This window comes from Exiguobacterium sp. N4-1P (assembly GCF_002214325.1).
This window is the reverse complement of sequence record NZ_CP022236.1, coordinates 1,230,465-1,244,416: the sequence shown is the minus strand read 5'-3', so window position 1 is coordinate 1,244,416 and position 13,952 is coordinate 1,230,465. Positions and strand designations below refer to the sequence as shown.

Annotated in this window: 21 protein-coding genes and 1 other RNA gene; 9 read left to right on the top strand and 13 right to left on the bottom strand. The window is 45.6% G+C overall.

The features are described 5' to 3' along the window. Positions 1-194: 194 nt before the first annotated feature. Entirely contained in the window at positions 195-464 is a 270-nt protein-coding gene (locus A0126_RS06345) for a hypothetical protein (protein ID WP_239456871.1), read from the bottom strand. A gap of 22 nt (positions 465-486) precedes the next feature. Then, positions 487-903, bottom strand: coding sequence for a hypothetical protein (locus A0126_RS06340; protein WP_088836898.1), 417 nt, complete (start codon positions 901-903; stop codon positions 487-489). Positions 904-1,268: 365 nt separating this feature from the next. Between A0126_RS06340 and A0126_RS06335 the strand changes: the two genes are divergently transcribed. Continuing rightward, a complete protein-coding gene (locus A0126_RS06335; RefSeq protein WP_088836897.1) occupies positions 1,269-2,174 on the top strand; it encodes an EamA family transporter in 906 nt (301 codons plus the stop codon). Between the two features lie 12 nt (positions 2,175-2,186). Further along, positions 2,187-2,651: a hypothetical protein gene (locus A0126_RS06330; protein WP_088836896.1), complete on the top strand. Its 465-nt coding sequence runs from the start codon at positions 2,187-2,189 to the stop codon at positions 2,649-2,651. A gap of 83 nt (positions 2,652-2,734) precedes the next feature. On the opposite strand, the gene A0126_RS06325 is transcribed toward A0126_RS06330, so the two are convergent. Next, positions 2,735-3,211, bottom strand: a complete 477-nt coding sequence (locus tag A0126_RS06325) for a glutathione peroxidase (protein WP_088836895.1) — start codon at positions 3,209-3,211, stop codon at positions 2,735-2,737. 74 nt (positions 3,212-3,285) lie between these two features. Then, a complete protein-coding gene (locus A0126_RS06320) occupies positions 3,286-3,504 on the bottom strand; it encodes a hypothetical protein (RefSeq protein WP_088836894.1) in 219 nt (72 codons plus the stop codon). A 252-nt stretch (positions 3,505-3,756) separates the two neighbouring features. Between A0126_RS06320 and A0126_RS06315 the strand changes: the two genes are divergently transcribed. After that, positions 3,757-4,728: a DUF2268 domain-containing putative Zn-dependent protease gene (locus A0126_RS06315; protein WP_088836893.1), complete on the top strand. Its 972-nt coding sequence runs from the start codon at positions 3,757-3,759 to the stop codon at positions 4,726-4,728. Between the two features lie 108 nt (positions 4,729-4,836). Here A0126_RS06315 and A0126_RS06310 read toward each other — a convergent pair whose 3' ends face one another. Continuing rightward, on the bottom strand, positions 4,837-5,454 hold the full coding sequence (locus A0126_RS06310; RefSeq protein WP_088836892.1) for a hypothetical protein: 618 nt from the start codon (positions 5,452-5,454) through the stop codon (positions 4,837-4,839). A 171-nt stretch (positions 5,455-5,625) separates the two neighbouring features. On the opposite strand from A0126_RS06310, the gene A0126_RS06305 reads away from it, so the two are divergent. The 4 genes from A0126_RS06305 to A0126_RS06285 all read left to right on the top strand — a co-directional run bounded on the left by A0126_RS06305 (position 5,626) and on the right by A0126_RS06285 (position 7,255). Further along, positions 5,626-5,955, top strand: a complete 330-nt coding sequence (locus tag A0126_RS06305) for a hypothetical protein (RefSeq protein WP_088836891.1) — start codon at positions 5,626-5,628, stop codon at positions 5,953-5,955. Between the two features lie 300 nt (positions 5,956-6,255). After that, positions 6,256-6,480 (top strand): type II toxin-antitoxin system RelB family antitoxin, encoded by a 225-nt coding sequence (gene relB, locus A0126_RS06295; protein WP_088836890.1) that lies wholly within the window; start codon positions 6,256-6,258, stop codon positions 6,478-6,480. After that, positions 6,477-6,746: a type II toxin-antitoxin system RelE family toxin gene (locus A0126_RS06290; RefSeq protein ID WP_088836889.1), complete on the top strand. Its 270-nt coding sequence runs from the start codon at positions 6,477-6,479 to the stop codon at positions 6,744-6,746. Before relB ends, A0126_RS06290 begins: the two co-directional genes overlap by 4 nt. A gap of 269 nt (positions 6,747-7,015) precedes the next feature. Next, complete coding sequence (locus A0126_RS06285; protein ID WP_088836888.1) at positions 7,016-7,255, top strand: hypothetical protein; 240 nt, start codon at positions 7,016-7,018, stop codon at positions 7,253-7,255. A 342-nt stretch (positions 7,256-7,597) separates the two neighbouring features. Here A0126_RS06285 and A0126_RS06280 read toward each other — a convergent pair whose 3' ends face one another. The 5 genes from A0126_RS06280 to A0126_RS06265 all read right to left on the bottom strand — a co-directional run bounded on the left by A0126_RS06280 (position 7,598) and on the right by A0126_RS06265 (position 9,235). Then, complete coding sequence (locus A0126_RS06280) at positions 7,598-7,993, bottom strand: cytidine deaminase (protein ID WP_088836887.1); 396 nt, start codon at positions 7,991-7,993, stop codon at positions 7,598-7,600. Beyond that, entirely contained in the window at positions 7,990-8,241 is a 252-nt protein-coding gene (locus tag A0126_RS19835; RefSeq protein WP_369834763.1) for a GNAT family N-acetyltransferase, read from the bottom strand. Before A0126_RS19835 ends, A0126_RS06280 begins: the two co-directional genes overlap by 4 nt. Before the next feature lie 12 nt (positions 8,242-8,253). Next, positions 8,254-8,463 carry a hypothetical protein gene (locus A0126_RS19830; RefSeq protein ID WP_369834762.1) on the bottom strand — a complete coding sequence of 70 codons (210 nt, stop codon included), beginning with the start codon at positions 8,461-8,463 and terminating at the stop codon, positions 8,254-8,256. Between the two features lie 36 nt (positions 8,464-8,499). After that, positions 8,500-8,787, bottom strand: coding sequence for a hypothetical protein (locus tag A0126_RS06270; RefSeq protein WP_088836886.1), 288 nt, complete (start codon positions 8,785-8,787; stop codon positions 8,500-8,502). A 163-nt stretch (positions 8,788-8,950) separates the two neighbouring features. Next, on the bottom strand, positions 8,951-9,235 hold the full coding sequence (locus A0126_RS06265) for a hypothetical protein (RefSeq protein WP_088836885.1): 285 nt from the start codon (positions 9,233-9,235) through the stop codon (positions 8,951-8,953). 364 nt (positions 9,236-9,599) lie between these two features. On the opposite strand from A0126_RS06265, the gene A0126_RS06260 reads away from it, so the two are divergent. Further along, on the top strand, positions 9,600-9,845 hold the full coding sequence (locus tag A0126_RS06260) for a hypothetical protein (protein WP_088836884.1): 246 nt from the start codon (positions 9,600-9,602) through the stop codon (positions 9,843-9,845). Positions 9,846-10,336: 491 nt separating this feature from the next. Here A0126_RS06260 and A0126_RS06255 read toward each other — a convergent pair whose 3' ends face one another. Together A0126_RS06255 and rnpB are read right to left on the bottom strand one after the other, a co-directional pair. Then, positions 10,337-11,482 carry a THUMP domain-containing class I SAM-dependent RNA methyltransferase gene (locus A0126_RS06255; protein ID WP_088836883.1) on the bottom strand — a complete coding sequence of 382 codons (1,146 nt, stop codon included), beginning with the start codon at positions 11,480-11,482 and terminating at the stop codon, positions 10,337-10,339. 109 nt (positions 11,483-11,591) lie between these two features. Next, positions 11,592-11,965: RNase P RNA component class B (rnpB, locus tag A0126_RS06250), an RNA gene on the bottom strand. A gap of 135 nt (positions 11,966-12,100) precedes the next feature. Between rnpB and A0126_RS06245 the strand changes: the two genes are divergently transcribed. Next, positions 12,101-12,553, top strand: coding sequence for a hypothetical protein (locus tag A0126_RS06245; RefSeq protein WP_235195231.1), 453 nt, complete (start codon positions 12,101-12,103; stop codon positions 12,551-12,553). 52 nt (positions 12,554-12,605) lie between these two features. Here the strand turns inward: A0126_RS06245 and A0126_RS06240 are convergent, their stop codons facing one another. Beyond that, a complete protein-coding gene (locus tag A0126_RS06240) occupies positions 12,606-13,949 on the bottom strand; it encodes a S8 family peptidase (protein ID WP_088836882.1) in 1,344 nt (447 codons plus the stop codon). Between the last annotated feature and the right edge of the window lie 3 nt (positions 13,950-13,952).

The following is a 13,952-nucleotide window of genomic DNA, read 5'->3' as shown; positions in this document are numbered from 1 at the left end:
TACTTTTCTAAAAGACTGCAGCACACGATTGGGATTCACTAAATTGACCAATCATCGCCCTACAAGTGTTAAGATGTTTTTTGGAAATGGAATCATTTCAGTATTTGAAAAAACTCTTACATACAATTTCAGCCACTGTTATCCTCCCTAAACATCGGACATTCCTTATCTATTCATTTCACCCGTCTAAGAAATTAAATTTTCTTCATCGTCTTTTTTGATTCCAGTTGTTCCTGCTTTTTTGCCTGCCGCTTTACATCTTCTTGCCACCAGCCGTTAATCAACAGGAAACTGCCAATAGCAAGGGCAGTGACCGGGAAGTACATCAAATGGTACGCCCCGAGTTCCTCACTTGCATAATCCGGTGAAAGTTCAATATAGGCACTGAATAGTTGAACGATGAAAAACAAGAAAAAGCTGACAATCAATGCCCACGTACCGTAACGATAATTCGGATTCTTCAATAGGTGTTCCTCCTGGATTGAATTATTTTAATCGAATTTCGCCGTCACCGGCTGTAGCTTCCCCTATGTTGTCACGGACGATGTAGTCAATGTCGTACACACTCGCTGGAATGGCACCGGCTTCAACGGTTTTCTTCAGTGTCACCGTTGTATGCGGTTGAACTTCTTTTGACAATCGTTTTGGCTCGACTTCTTGGTACGAATCGTAGACGATTTTTTGCGTATCGTGCTTGCGCACTTGCACGTTCAACAAACGTCCGGCACGGGAGGCGACTTTTATAGGATAATCACCTGTATTCGACAGTTTGTATTCAAACGTAAATCCCTCTTTGACACTGCCTTGAATACGGTTTTCGACTGTTGTACTGCTCGGTTTCGTATCGAGGGACATGCATCCGCCTAAACTGAACAATAACGGGACGATGAGTAATTTTTTCATTTCATGATGCTCCTTTTTAAACGTGATTCTTGCTTATTCCCAGCCCGGTAAAGAGCATGACCAATAACTAGGCGTTCATCGGTTCGAGCAAATTAAATTTTGCTTGACCGATTTCGTTATACTTCCGTTGAATGAACGTCGATCCATGCTGATTTTCTGTTTGAGTCCATCTAGGACAACTGCGATTTGATTCATGATCTCCATCCTTTTTGTATCTCTATCTAAGGCTTACTGATACGTCCTCCTCGATTCTACCATTTTACCAATAATTTGGGTGATTCGTCTTTCCTGTTTCTGTGGTATTCTTTTTCTAATCATAACGGTGCCTGTATCACATCAGTCATCAATTAATTTGGAGGTGGACCATGCAGAAACAATCGTCGATGTTGCTGATTTTACTGGCCGCGATGCTGTGGGGCACGACCGGCACGTCGCAAGCCTTTGCGCCGGAAACGGCCCATCCGATTGCGATCGGTGCCGTCCGTTTAGCAGTCGGCGGATTCTTTTTACTGTGCCTCGTCTTACTGACGGGAAAGTTGACCTTAAAAGATTGGCCCCTGCTCACGGTTTTTCTAGCCGCCCTCAGCATGGCCGCCTATCAGCCGTTATTTTTTTCTGCGGTCCTCATGACCGGTGTCGCCGTCGGAACGGTCGTCGCGATCGGCAGTGCGCCGATTTTTTCCGGAGTGCTTGAATGGTTGGTCCTAAAAAACCGTCCCGGTACGATTTGGTGGCTGTCGACGTTACTCTCGATTACTGGTTGTTTGCTGCTCGTCATGAATCAAGCGGCCGTCTCGGTCAATCCGCTCGGCATTTTGCTCGCTCTTGGTGCCGGACTCTCCTTTGCCGCCTACACGTTCGTCAGCCGGAATCTGGTGAAAACCCATCCGCCGCTGTCGGTCGTCGCCGTCGTCTTTACACTCAGCGCTCTCTTGTTGTCGCCGCTCCTGTTCCTGTTCGACCTGTCATGGGTCTTCAGTCTACGCGGTGCCGGTATCAGTCTGCATCTCGGAGTTTTTGCGACCGGTCTTGCCTACCTCTTGTTCGCAAAAGGGCTCGCGTATGTCTCGTCTTCGACTGCCGTCACGCTGTCGCTTGGTGAACCGTTGACCGCTGCATTACTTGGAATCTTTGTCCTCGGGGAAACGCTCAGTCTGTTGTCGTGGGTCGGCATTTTACTTTTATTTTGCGGCATCGGATTACTCATCTGGTCGTCACGACGGGTGCGACAGCCGGATATCCTCGAACTCGCCAAGGAGAAACACTCTTAAGGGGGATTAGTCATGCACATTACATTTGAGAAACTGTTGTACCGGGAAGACTATCAGATTGCACTTGATCACTTAGTCATAGATGAGAAAAACAGCGATCGGTTAGCACTTTATTTTCGCGGCCATACGGACGAAATCATGGTGCTCATCGGTGACTATTCCTGCAATTATTTTGAACTGTTGTTTGAAGCAGATTGTGTCTTACTCCGGTCGTCGGATTTGCATGAACTGGATGACGGACTGGAGTTCAGTACGGTTCCGCTCACCCTGTATCAGGACTCGGCACTTCTGACCTTTGCGACGGCCTGGATGGGCTTGAAGCGGGATCCGTCGCGCGACTGGACCCACTACGCCATCCGGGCATTCGAACAAGACTTTCATGTCCTGTCCCCGCGTCCGCCGGTCTTTACGGATCTTGGTCACAAGATGAGTGATTTTACCGTCAGACATTCTTTTAATCTGCCAAAGCAGAGTTGACATAAAAAAAGCCCTACCTCGCCAAAGGTAGGGTGATACGATACGCCTGTCCGACGGCTTGCGCCGGACAGGACGTGGTTTCATTATACATAGCGCGCCAGTGTTTTTTCAATCGTCTGGATTGAATCGACCGGGGCAAACCGCTTAACGACCCGCCCTTGACGGTCGACGAGAAACTTCGTGAAGTTCCATTTGATGGTTGACGAAAGCAGTCCTCCCTGTTGCTGTTTCAAGTACGTATACAACCGGTGTTCCGTCGGGCCGTTGACGTCAATCTTCTGAAACATCGGGAACGTCACGCCGTAGTTCCGCTGACAAAACTGCATCGTTTCCTCTTGATTGGCGAATTCCTGACGGTTGAACTGATCACACGGGAAACCAAGCACCTGAACGCCTTGCTCGGCATACGTGTCGTACAACCGTTGCAAGTCTCCGAGCTGACCGGCGAGCCCGCATTTGCTGGCTGTATTGACGATGAGAAGTACCTCTCCCGCATAATCTTGTAATGAAACGGTCTGTCCGGTTGCATCCTGTACTTCAATCTCATAAAGCGATGGCATCCCGTCGCGCCCCCTTTTCCGTCAGTATACACCGTTAGAAAAACTCCGTCTTTTTTGAACACGCGGCGAGCTGCTTACCAGACAGATTCTTCCCGATCACTCAGCTTGATGACGAACGGCATGATCAGTAAAAAAAACAGGCTGACGTATCCGAGCGACAGATAATGCTGCGTATCTTTTGAAAGATACTGCTTCTCGCCACAATTCGGGCATGCTTTGCCATGCTTCGCAAAACCGACAGCGAGTACATCTTTCGTCTTCCACTTGTAGTCACAATTTGTACAGCGTACCATCTCATCATCCCCTTTGCTCTCTTCTACTTCTTCTTCTCAAAGCAGGTTTCACGATTTCGGTAATTTCTTATACGATTAGTATTCAAAACAATTTGATACGTGATATTTTTTGTAAATAAAAGGAATTATCGAAACCTTATGCAACGGTCTCCCGTATAAAGTGATGTCGCTTCACTACATTGAACTTACGCTCACTGAAGCATTCATTCCTACATATTGACAAAATAATAAACACTGATGGAGGTCATCCCCTTGAAAAAAGTAATCGTTCCTTTGCTTTGTGTCCCGTTCCTTCTGTTATCGGCATGTTCAGATGAAAAAGAAAAAGCAGTGACTCATGAAGAGTCTGCAGCTTTCAAACCAGAAACTATAAAAATCGGCAAGGACAGCGAACTGACGATCGTACCGCTGTACGCGCCGTATCAAACATATTTGAAGGCATCGCTTAAGAAAGACGACTCAGCGATGGACGTAAAAAATTATGCAGAATATGTCCTCGGCTACATTGACAAGATCGGGGAACAGGAGAACTTCAATACAAACAGCCTAAAGAGCTTTTTCTTGTTGCAATCAACAATCAATGAGCAGGATCTGCTCGATCGTACGAATGAATTGGCGAAACGGAATGACGAAATCAAAGAAATCATTACGAACAGCTACCTCGCTTCCCATAAGGTTCTCCCTAAAAAAAACAGCACGATTTTCATCGCACCGTCCAATCCGGAATTTTGGTCGATGATTGATCCGTTAGGAGGAGTCGGTGGAGCCGCTTTTAAAGATTCCATCCTCTTTAATCTAAATCCCGACTTCGATCAGGACGTGCTTGCCTATACGGTCGCACACGAATACCATCACCTGGTCCTGAATGACACACCCGAGTTAAGTTCAATCGATACGTCCCTCGACTCTGTCATCTTCGAAGGGAAAGCCGATGCCTTTGCCGATCGCATCATTAAAGATGTCAAGCCGCCCTGGGATAAACCAATCGATGAGGCAGCGAAGAAACATGTAGCGCGTCTGATTGGGAACGGCGAAGCCGATTATCAGGAGATTACAATGGGAAACACTGAAAAAGACATCCCTTTATGGAGCCGCTATTCTTTAGGCCGCGATATCTTGACGCATCACCTGAAAGCAAACCCTGATCTCGCCGTCAAAGCATGGACGTATGAAGAGAATGATGACATCTTAAAAGGCTACAAGTATCAGGATCTTCTCAAATGATGAATAAGCAAAATAGTAGTGAAAAGAGCAAAGATTCAATTGAGTCAGGTTCGGTGAATACAAAAAAAATATCGTTGCAGGATGCTTTCTTAATCGTCAAGTCCGTCCTTACATTACGTTTGATAATGGCCGAATTGTCTTTTCGATGATGTCGAGAGAAGCCGGAATCTGAATCCATCTTTCCATCTCCGGGTCAAAATAAAGTCCCTGTTCTCGCATGGTTTCTTTGCTGTTCATTTCATCATATTCTAAAATTTGATCCAGATTTTCATCGGACTCCTCAAAGTCATCGAACGGTCCCGACCCATAATAAAAGAGTAAGCCTTCTTTTGTATATCCCTCTAATTCTTGAACCGTTTCTTCCATTAATTCGAGTGGACGTATGCGGGCTTTCGCGTAATCGATGATTGTCGGATAAACGTCAAATGGTATGTCGTGTTCTAAAAATCGTTTCGAATACCATTGCCAAATCCATTTCCACTTACAGATGAAATACACGATGTATTCGACTTGTGATGTTTCTTCCCGCTCATGCATTTCGTAAGACAACGTGATGGTGTCTTGTTCCAGCTCGAATTCAATAATAAATTCACCATTCCGATCTTCCTCTTTCAGAAGTTCATCGATTCGTAAATCGTTTAGTTCAAGATAGTCCAACAATGGAACTGGTCGTTTCGCTTCTTCGCGAAACAACACCCTTATATTTTTAATTACTTCGATTGTCATTTGGAACCTCCAGAATGAGTCAAGCAAAGAAACCTTGCTTGATTCATTAGTTTTATCAAAACTAGCCACAAATCTGCCTACTTCTAAACAATAAGGACGAAATCCTCATGAAAGTCATTACCGCGATACCTACCTATAAACAACACATACAAAAGGAAGGAGTAGAAAAACATGTTTTATGATGAGTACGAACTGCTTGAATTGTTCGAATCAGAACCTGAAGAACTTTATCAAGAAGGTGCCGGTTTTTATATGTATAAAAAGGTCGACAAACTCGGATTTCAGCTATTACTGTATATCTCACAATATGAACATAAATGTGACGTCAGCTTAAGTAATGATGAATACAGGTGGACGATCTTCGATTTTGAACTATATTTTATAGAATCAATTAGAAATGAAAGTGAGTGTTTAAAAATCAAAGGCGATTCAGGAAAAACGGAAGTTGATATACAGTTTAAGCCACATTTCAGTTTAACTCATATTAGATTATCTGATTAAAAATATGATTGATTTTTTTAATTTTGCTGGAGTGGCATGTTTAGAGGTCAATGCGTCGACAAAATCTACGCAGACGGTCTGCACATGACTGAAAAAAGTAACCCGGTTACGTTAAAAAATAAGCAACTCGTAATACCAAAAAAGAGTGGAACGTACGCATATGAACTTCAAGCAAGATGGTCGGAGAACGGTGATGGTCAGTTTGCTCTCTTAATCAAAATAGATTGAAGTGAGAACGAACTCGTATCTATACTAACATCTAAATATGTATTACAATGTATTACAAAGGAGATGATAAGGATGAGTACGATTTCTATTCGACTCGACGATCAGGATACGCGACTGATTAAAGAATATGCGAAAGCAAAAAACATCACGATTTCTACACTTGTTCGCGATGCCGTTCTCGATCGTATTGAAGATGAGATTGATTTACAACTCTATCATGATTCCATGGCAGCACACCGCAAAAAATCAGAAGCAATCTCGTTTGATGATATGATGAAGGCACTTGATTTAGAATGACAGCATATACAGTCGAGTTTGAGCGCGGAGCTCAAAAGTCCCTTAAGAAGATGGATCCTCAACAATCGCGGATCATCATGTCCTGGATCAAGAAGAACCTGGTCGGGACGGATGATCCGCGTCGTCATGGAAGGGGTCTGGTCTCGAATCGTTCGGGTGAATGGCGGTATCGCATCGGTGATTATCGTCTGATTGCTGACATCCAAGAGGACAAAGTCGTGATCTTGATTCTTGAGATTGGCCATCGTCGGGATATCTATAAATAAGGAAGCTAAGACCCACGGATAAGTAAACATCTTCGTTTCTCTTTTTAACGACTGTTTTTGCAAACATCACTTAACCATTATTCATACGTATGATGAAAAGGAGCAAAGTGCCTTCACCTCTAACAAAGAAGGGATTTGGCTCTTTTTATGACTTTAAGTTCGTGGTTTTAAATAGTTACAGGTAAAAACATTTAAGACTCCCTTTCCCAAGTTGGCAATTTTATGTAAAAATGTATAATCATATAATAAACCCAACAGAATGTGATTGGATGCAAAAAACATTATTCTATCTTTCCGTACTGAACAGTCTTTACCTCGTGATTAACTCATTCACGTATTCCGACAGTTTCCTTAACGCCCCGCTCGGCTTAACAACGCTGTTTGCCATCATTTTGATGTTTTTCAATGACAGAGCAAAGAAAACGGGACGATCGTCCTTTACCAAAACAACGGATGTCCTCAGTTTCATCAACATCCTGATTGGATTTTCGCTGATTGTCTTTATTTAGGAACGGAAAATACCGATGACGATTTTCTACATAGCCGAATCTTATTTAACGGCACATAACGTACGAAAGAGGAGTGGGAACCAGTTTATGTGTACACTCCTCTTTTTATCAATCAAGCTGATTTTCATTATTAAAGTAGAACTACTCGAAAGTTCAGTTCTTCAAATTCTTCTTTAGGACGTAGACAGCAAGAGCAATCAGACCACATCCGATACCTAGCACTAAGGCTATAAAACTTGATAAATGTAGCAAATTCAACCTCACCTTCTTTACCTGATAACCTATAATCAGTGCCAATTTCATACTAACATTAGTTCTTCTTCTTTCACTTGTTACTCAGCTTCAATAGGCTTTTAACCAATGGTACGGCTGCAACTCATGGAGTGCTTTAAAGACCAGTGCTTGCTCGGGATTTGTGACGGCAGCTTTGACGTCCGCTCCAAAGTAAAATAGGCGCTCCTGGCAGACACCGCATGGACTCAAAATCTTGAACGGTGCCTGTTCATCGTCCCGCACGACACAAATCGTATGTGTGATCCGACAATTCAACTTGTGTGCTTCGAGGATGGCACCAGTCTCGATGCACAATTCCGTCGACGCATTCACGACTTCCGGTGCGACACTCGTCAAGATCCGTCCGTCATCGGTCGCCATCGCTGCCGCTCCGCCCCATCCGCTCGGATACCTCGTTTCGATTAATTCTTTTGCTGCCTCAAATAACTGCTGTTCGATATTCATTTCATCACTCCTGTATGCAGACGCATTTTGACGAATTCAAAGCTTCCACCGTTCGTTTCTTGCTGAAACCGTTCAATCGGCTCAAAACCGCTTTTAGTGTACAACCGGATTGTCCGTTCGTTAAACGTTGCGACGGCTAATTCAATGTGGCGCGGTTGATACTGCTTGATCGCAAAGGCAAGACCGGATTCCAAAAAAGCCGTTCCGTTTCCCCGTCCCGTCAAATCGGGTCGCATCCCTAACGCCAATTCAAGGCTGTCCTATCCGGGTTCGAACACAAAAAATCCAATTAGTTGTGTACCATCCATCACCGCATAGTAATGTTCCGTCCGTTTGTCCGGATCCAAAAATTCTGCCAAGTCCTCTTGGTCGTTCGGCATATCGTAGAACGCAAAGTCACCCTCGTATTTCCAGTCATACGCAATTTGTTCCGCCTGACGTTGTGTCAGTGGTAAATAGGTATAGGTCATCATGTGATCCCCTTTTAAAATCCATTCACGCCTCAATTAAGATCGGTTTTTTCGATATTCGAGCAACAGTGGTGCCAGATTCAGTCCAATCGACACAATCGTCAAGAACCACCAGACGCGTTCCATTCCGGGAACAACGTCTGCCAAGGCCGCCCAGTCCTCCGCTTCGACCCAGTTCGCAATTTGACTGTTTTCCGCACACAGCGTGAGCGCCGTAAGCGATAACCCGGCAGCCATTGCCAGCTTATAGTCCTTGCCGATGAAGTACAAAATCAGATTCACCGCCGTCGCGAAGATGGCAAGTATCCCAAACAGTAGCCACATGACACCTTTTCCCCTTTCCTTATCGTGTTTCCTTTCGACAATTAATCGAATGTTTTACATTTTATTTTTAAGATCAAGTATTTTATTTAACGACGGCAAATAAATCAGCCAAGCTGAAAATATAGAATAGAAAAAGAATCCTAACCTCGAATCATGATGCATGTCACTTCAAATCCTGTATGCTCATGCGCTCCAACTCTTTTTCTTGATTTTTTCGAAACACCTCTCGGCCTTTCCCCCACTCCGCTACCAAAAAAAGCAAACCAAGCCCTGTGATTAGCAAGTATTGCATTGTACTAACCGACTCGACGTTAACATACCGCCAAGTCATTCCCACTACAAAAAGCAACGGGACAACTGCCCCTACGTACACATTCTTTTGACTCGATAATAGATACTGCGCTCCGAGCACAGCTGCATAAAGTAAACCTTTCAACAGAATATCCATTCTTCTTCCTCCCCTAATCGAGCATATTTTAAAATCTTCAATCGTCAAAAGTTTTTTCATACATACAGGCTGGTTTCTTCAACCATTTGCTAACATCAATAATTTACCATATTAAACCCGATTATCGTTCGATATTTCTGTTGATTACAAAAATGTAAGTGAATACCTAAACGGAGAAAAACTAAAAAGCGATTCTTCTCTTAAACGAGAAAAATCGCTTTTCGTTTTCAATCTCTAGCCCCTCTGGATGCTGTTCTCTATCTGTATAAAGATAATGATTTGACTAATTTTAATGAAACCAAGCATAATGATAAACAGCAAAGCGTTACACAACTCGCTCTGCAATGAAAGGATGTTGGTTATTATGTCATCAAAAAAAGTCTGGACAGTCGAAGGTTATGAGGAAAATGGTGTAGAGAAGCATCAAAAGGCAACTATGACGGAAACGTTTACGAATGAAGCCGATGCTCGTAAAGCTGCTAAAAAAATGGCGGATCAGCACGATGACCTCGATGTATATGTCATCTATACGAATACGTCAAGCGGTAAAGCAGAAGAACGCTTCTTCAATTCGGATGGATCTTATAGTGAAGAAGGATATGAATGGTAACATCTCAGCCGTCGATTTGACGGCTTATTTTGTATGACGAATTGTATGATTAAACACAATACCTAACTGAATACACAAAAAACGCTCTGTTGAGCAGTTCGCGGGGAAATTCTTGAGGCTGACTCATATGTGGGGTATCTATCGATTAAAACGAATCAGTGTTTTTTTCGTGCGTGATTCAGTCACAGACTAAACCGTTATGAACACTACGAATTTGTACCAAAATGGCCGATATTCCCGTGAAAAGTGGGATTATCGGCCATTTGATTGATGGAGGACGGAAACGTTCATCCTCGACTCCTATGGGAAAAGGAAACGTGATTCGCGTTTCCGTCAGGAAGAGGGAAGACCCGGCATGACCGCATCCAAATGCGGGCTGTCGCGGCTTACCTTCCGCCCATGGAAAGCGAGGATGGCGGAAACGTCCGTCACAAACATATTTTTTAGACTGACTTATATCAGTCAAATTTCAATAAAACAACAGGAGCGACTTACGCTTGCGGACGTTTCCGGCGCAATCCGTAGTACTGATAAAACTGAACTTCGATGTTCCCGTTATACAGCTTACGGCGTTTTGTCGCCGGGCGGCCGAACGCTTTTTCGAACTCGACGTATGACGTGATCATATAGACACTGTAATACGGGAATTCCTTAAAGGCGTTACCGACTTTCCGGTACAGCTGATGGACTTCACGTGCATCCTCGAGACGTTCCCCGTACGGCGGGTTGCCGATGATGACACCGAAGTCTTCCTTCGGCTTGAAGTCGGCCGCGTCGCGTTGCATGACGTTGATCGCGTCCCGGACGTCCGCGAGCTCAGCGTTTTGTTTCGCGAGCTTGACCATCTCCGGATCGGTATCGTTGGCATAGATTTTGAGCGGCTTGTCCCACTCGGCTTTTTCGTTTGCTTCCTTGATTGCGTCGAACCAGGCTTTTTTCGGAATCGCTGCCCATTCCTGCGAGACGAACTCACGGTTGATCCCGGGTGCGATATTGCGTCCGATCATCGCCGCTTCGATTGCCAGTGTTCCGGAACCCGTAAAGACGTCATAGAGCGGCATGTCCGGCTTCCAGTTCGTCAGCATCAGCATCGCCGCTGCCATCGTCTCTTTCAGTGGTGCCGCCGAGTGGAACTCGCGGTAGCCGCGTTTATGGAGGGCGTCGCCTGACGTATCGATCGTCAGCGTCGCGATGTCTTTTAAGAGCGCGACTTCAATCGGGAAGCTCGCTCCTGTTTTCGGCAGCCACTCGTCCCCTTTGTTGTACGCTTCCTGCATATGCGAGACGATTGCTTTCTCCGTGATTTTCTGACAGTCACGGATCGAGAACAACTTCGATTTGACCGAGCGGCCGTTGACGACGTAGTTCGCTTCCCACGGGAGCAGTTCACTCCACGGGAGGTCTTTGACTTGATCAAATAATTTTTCGAACGACGTCGCCTTAAATTCCGCGACGACCAGTTTGACTCGGTCTGCCGTCCGGAGCCACAAGTTCAAACGTGGAATGTCTTCCATCTCACAGTCGATGTAAACTTTTCCGTCTTCGACCGTACACTCATATCCTAAATCGCGGACTTCTTTTGCGACCAATGCCTCAATGCCCATCGCTGCCGTCGCGATGACTAAACGTTTTGCCATGATTGTTCACGCTCCTACCTGTTTTTAAGTTTTCCAAAATCATTTCAATAAAAAAAGAGCCCAGTTGGACCTGGACTCTCGTTCAAAGTAAAAATAACAGCCTATGTGGTCCTGTAAGCCATGTTCTGTTCCCTAGTGTTGCAAACGGTTTGACCCTCACACGTGGGCGACAATCATCTATCTCCGTATTTACATACGCTCTCCTTCGCGTTCAGTTCCGCTCCGGAAATTCCCCTACCAAATTTGGGTTTCTCGCTCGTGGGGTTTACCTCGTTCCACCCTTACTGTTTCCAGTAAGGCTCCGTCACTGTGGCACTTTCAAGAAGTTTCGGCCGTATCCGAAGACTTAGGCGTTCCTTCTGCCGTCAGCACGACGCTGCCTACACTTATCTTTTCGTGTAGCACGATCACTACAACCATCGCAGGTTGTGCGAGCATGGACTTTCCTCAAAGCACCGAAGTGCCCCGCAATTGTCCGAACCAACATAGTCACTGCTTAACAGTGTAGCGTACTCCCCTGTTTCCCGCAAGGTTTATTTTCAGAAACGGCAATCGAAAAAGTTGCGTGTTCACGTGATTTCGCGGTATAGTACAATGGTTCAGAAGGGGGCATGTACTATGAAAAAACGACGCTCTGGTACGAACCAGCGTACCGTCCGGAAGCTGACGTTCTTGATCGAAATCGATGAAATCAAGGCGCTGCATCTCCGCAACGGCATCTTTGCCTTTTATCGTAAAGGAGAACTCATCCATGCGTTCGAGCCATTTAACGTCAAACAACCGGATGCGTTATCAAAACGAAGCTATCATTTCGACCAACACGATATTCTTTTGATGAACGAACGATTCCCACAACAAATTCCACTCTATGATGAAGCGATGACATTACGCTCATGGGCGGAACAGGTTGAATTCGGTTTGTATCAACTAATTGATTCGGGACGCCTCTCGTTTGTCCATGAGGATGATACCGGGTATAAAATGGAAGCTAAAATCGAGTGGACAGGTGAGACACTCACTGTGCCGACTCCCGTTTATAAAAAAGGAAAAGACCCAAAGCAAGATCTTTGAGTCCTTTCTTCGAGCCAGTTCCTCACATGAGGAATTGGCTTTTTTTATTTGATTATTTGACCGTCAGGACACGTTCGACCGTTCGTGTGTGGCGGCCGGCAGACGTCGTGAAGACGAGTTTGTACGTCCCTTTGTCCTTTAGCTTGTAGGAAAATTTGTGAAGCCCGTTGCGTAAGTTCGAGTCGGAAAACGTTTTGACGACGGCACCGTCCTTATACAGACGGGTCCGGGTCGACGCACTCGAATACTCATTAAAATAGAACGAAAACGTCTGGTTCGGTTTAATGACGGACGGCAACGAGATTTTCGAAATCGGAGCCGGTACTTTCGCCAGCATCCCGGCATTCAGACGGCCTTTCCCGTAATGAAGCGACGTATCGCCTGATTTTTTCGATGCGGCCGCATAAAGCTTACTGCGGAGCGTATGGTTCGAAATGAACGGGTTCTTTGACTTCGCAAGCGCCATGACGCCACTGACGATCGGTGTCGCCATCGACGTTCCGTCGAGGTAGCCGTATTTGTTCCCGACGATCGTCGAATAGACGCCTTCCCCCGGTGCCATGATGTTCAGTCCACGTCCGTAGTTCGAAAATGTCGATGCCCGACCGAGCGTTCCGACCGAGCCGACGGCGACGACCGACGACATCGACGCCGGGAAGAGCAATTTATTGCGACCGTCGTTGCCGGCAGCGCCGACGACGATGATGTTATTCGCTTCCGCCTTCTTGATCGCTTTTTCCATGTACGGATCAAATTCATATTGACCGAGCGACAGATTGATGACGTCCGCGCCTTGCGCGATCGCATATAAAATCCCGTCACCGATATCAATCGAACTGGCATAATCACCGTCAAAGACGTCCGCGCCGATCAGCTTGACACCGGAAGCGACACCGACGATGCCTTTTCCGTCTTCTGCAGCTGCGACGATTCCGGCGACATGCGTCCCGTGATCATCCGGTTTACGGATTCCGGAAATCGTCGTCGTCTTATAGATGACGTTCTTGAATTCCGAGTGTTTCGTATCAATCGCGTCATCGATGATTGCGACGCGGATATCTGATTTCCCATGACTGTACTTCCAGTAAGTAGGGATGCGTGATTGATCAAGATATGTTTGTTGCAATTGTGCCGAATCGGTCGCCTTCTCGACATCCGTGACGGGAATCAAGTCAACTTTGACTTCATCCGCATCGAGGTGTGCGAGTGGCTCGACGAGCGAAAATCCGTCCTGTTTCAGCGGACGTACTTCTTTTAAGCCTTGGTCTTTTAACCAGGTTTGTTTTTGTTGGTCAGTGAACGTCGGATCGTACTGGACATATTGGGAACTAGCGAATGCCGTCGTCGGTAGACCGACCGCAAGCGCGACAGTGAGTGATACAAGTTGCTTTTTCATATG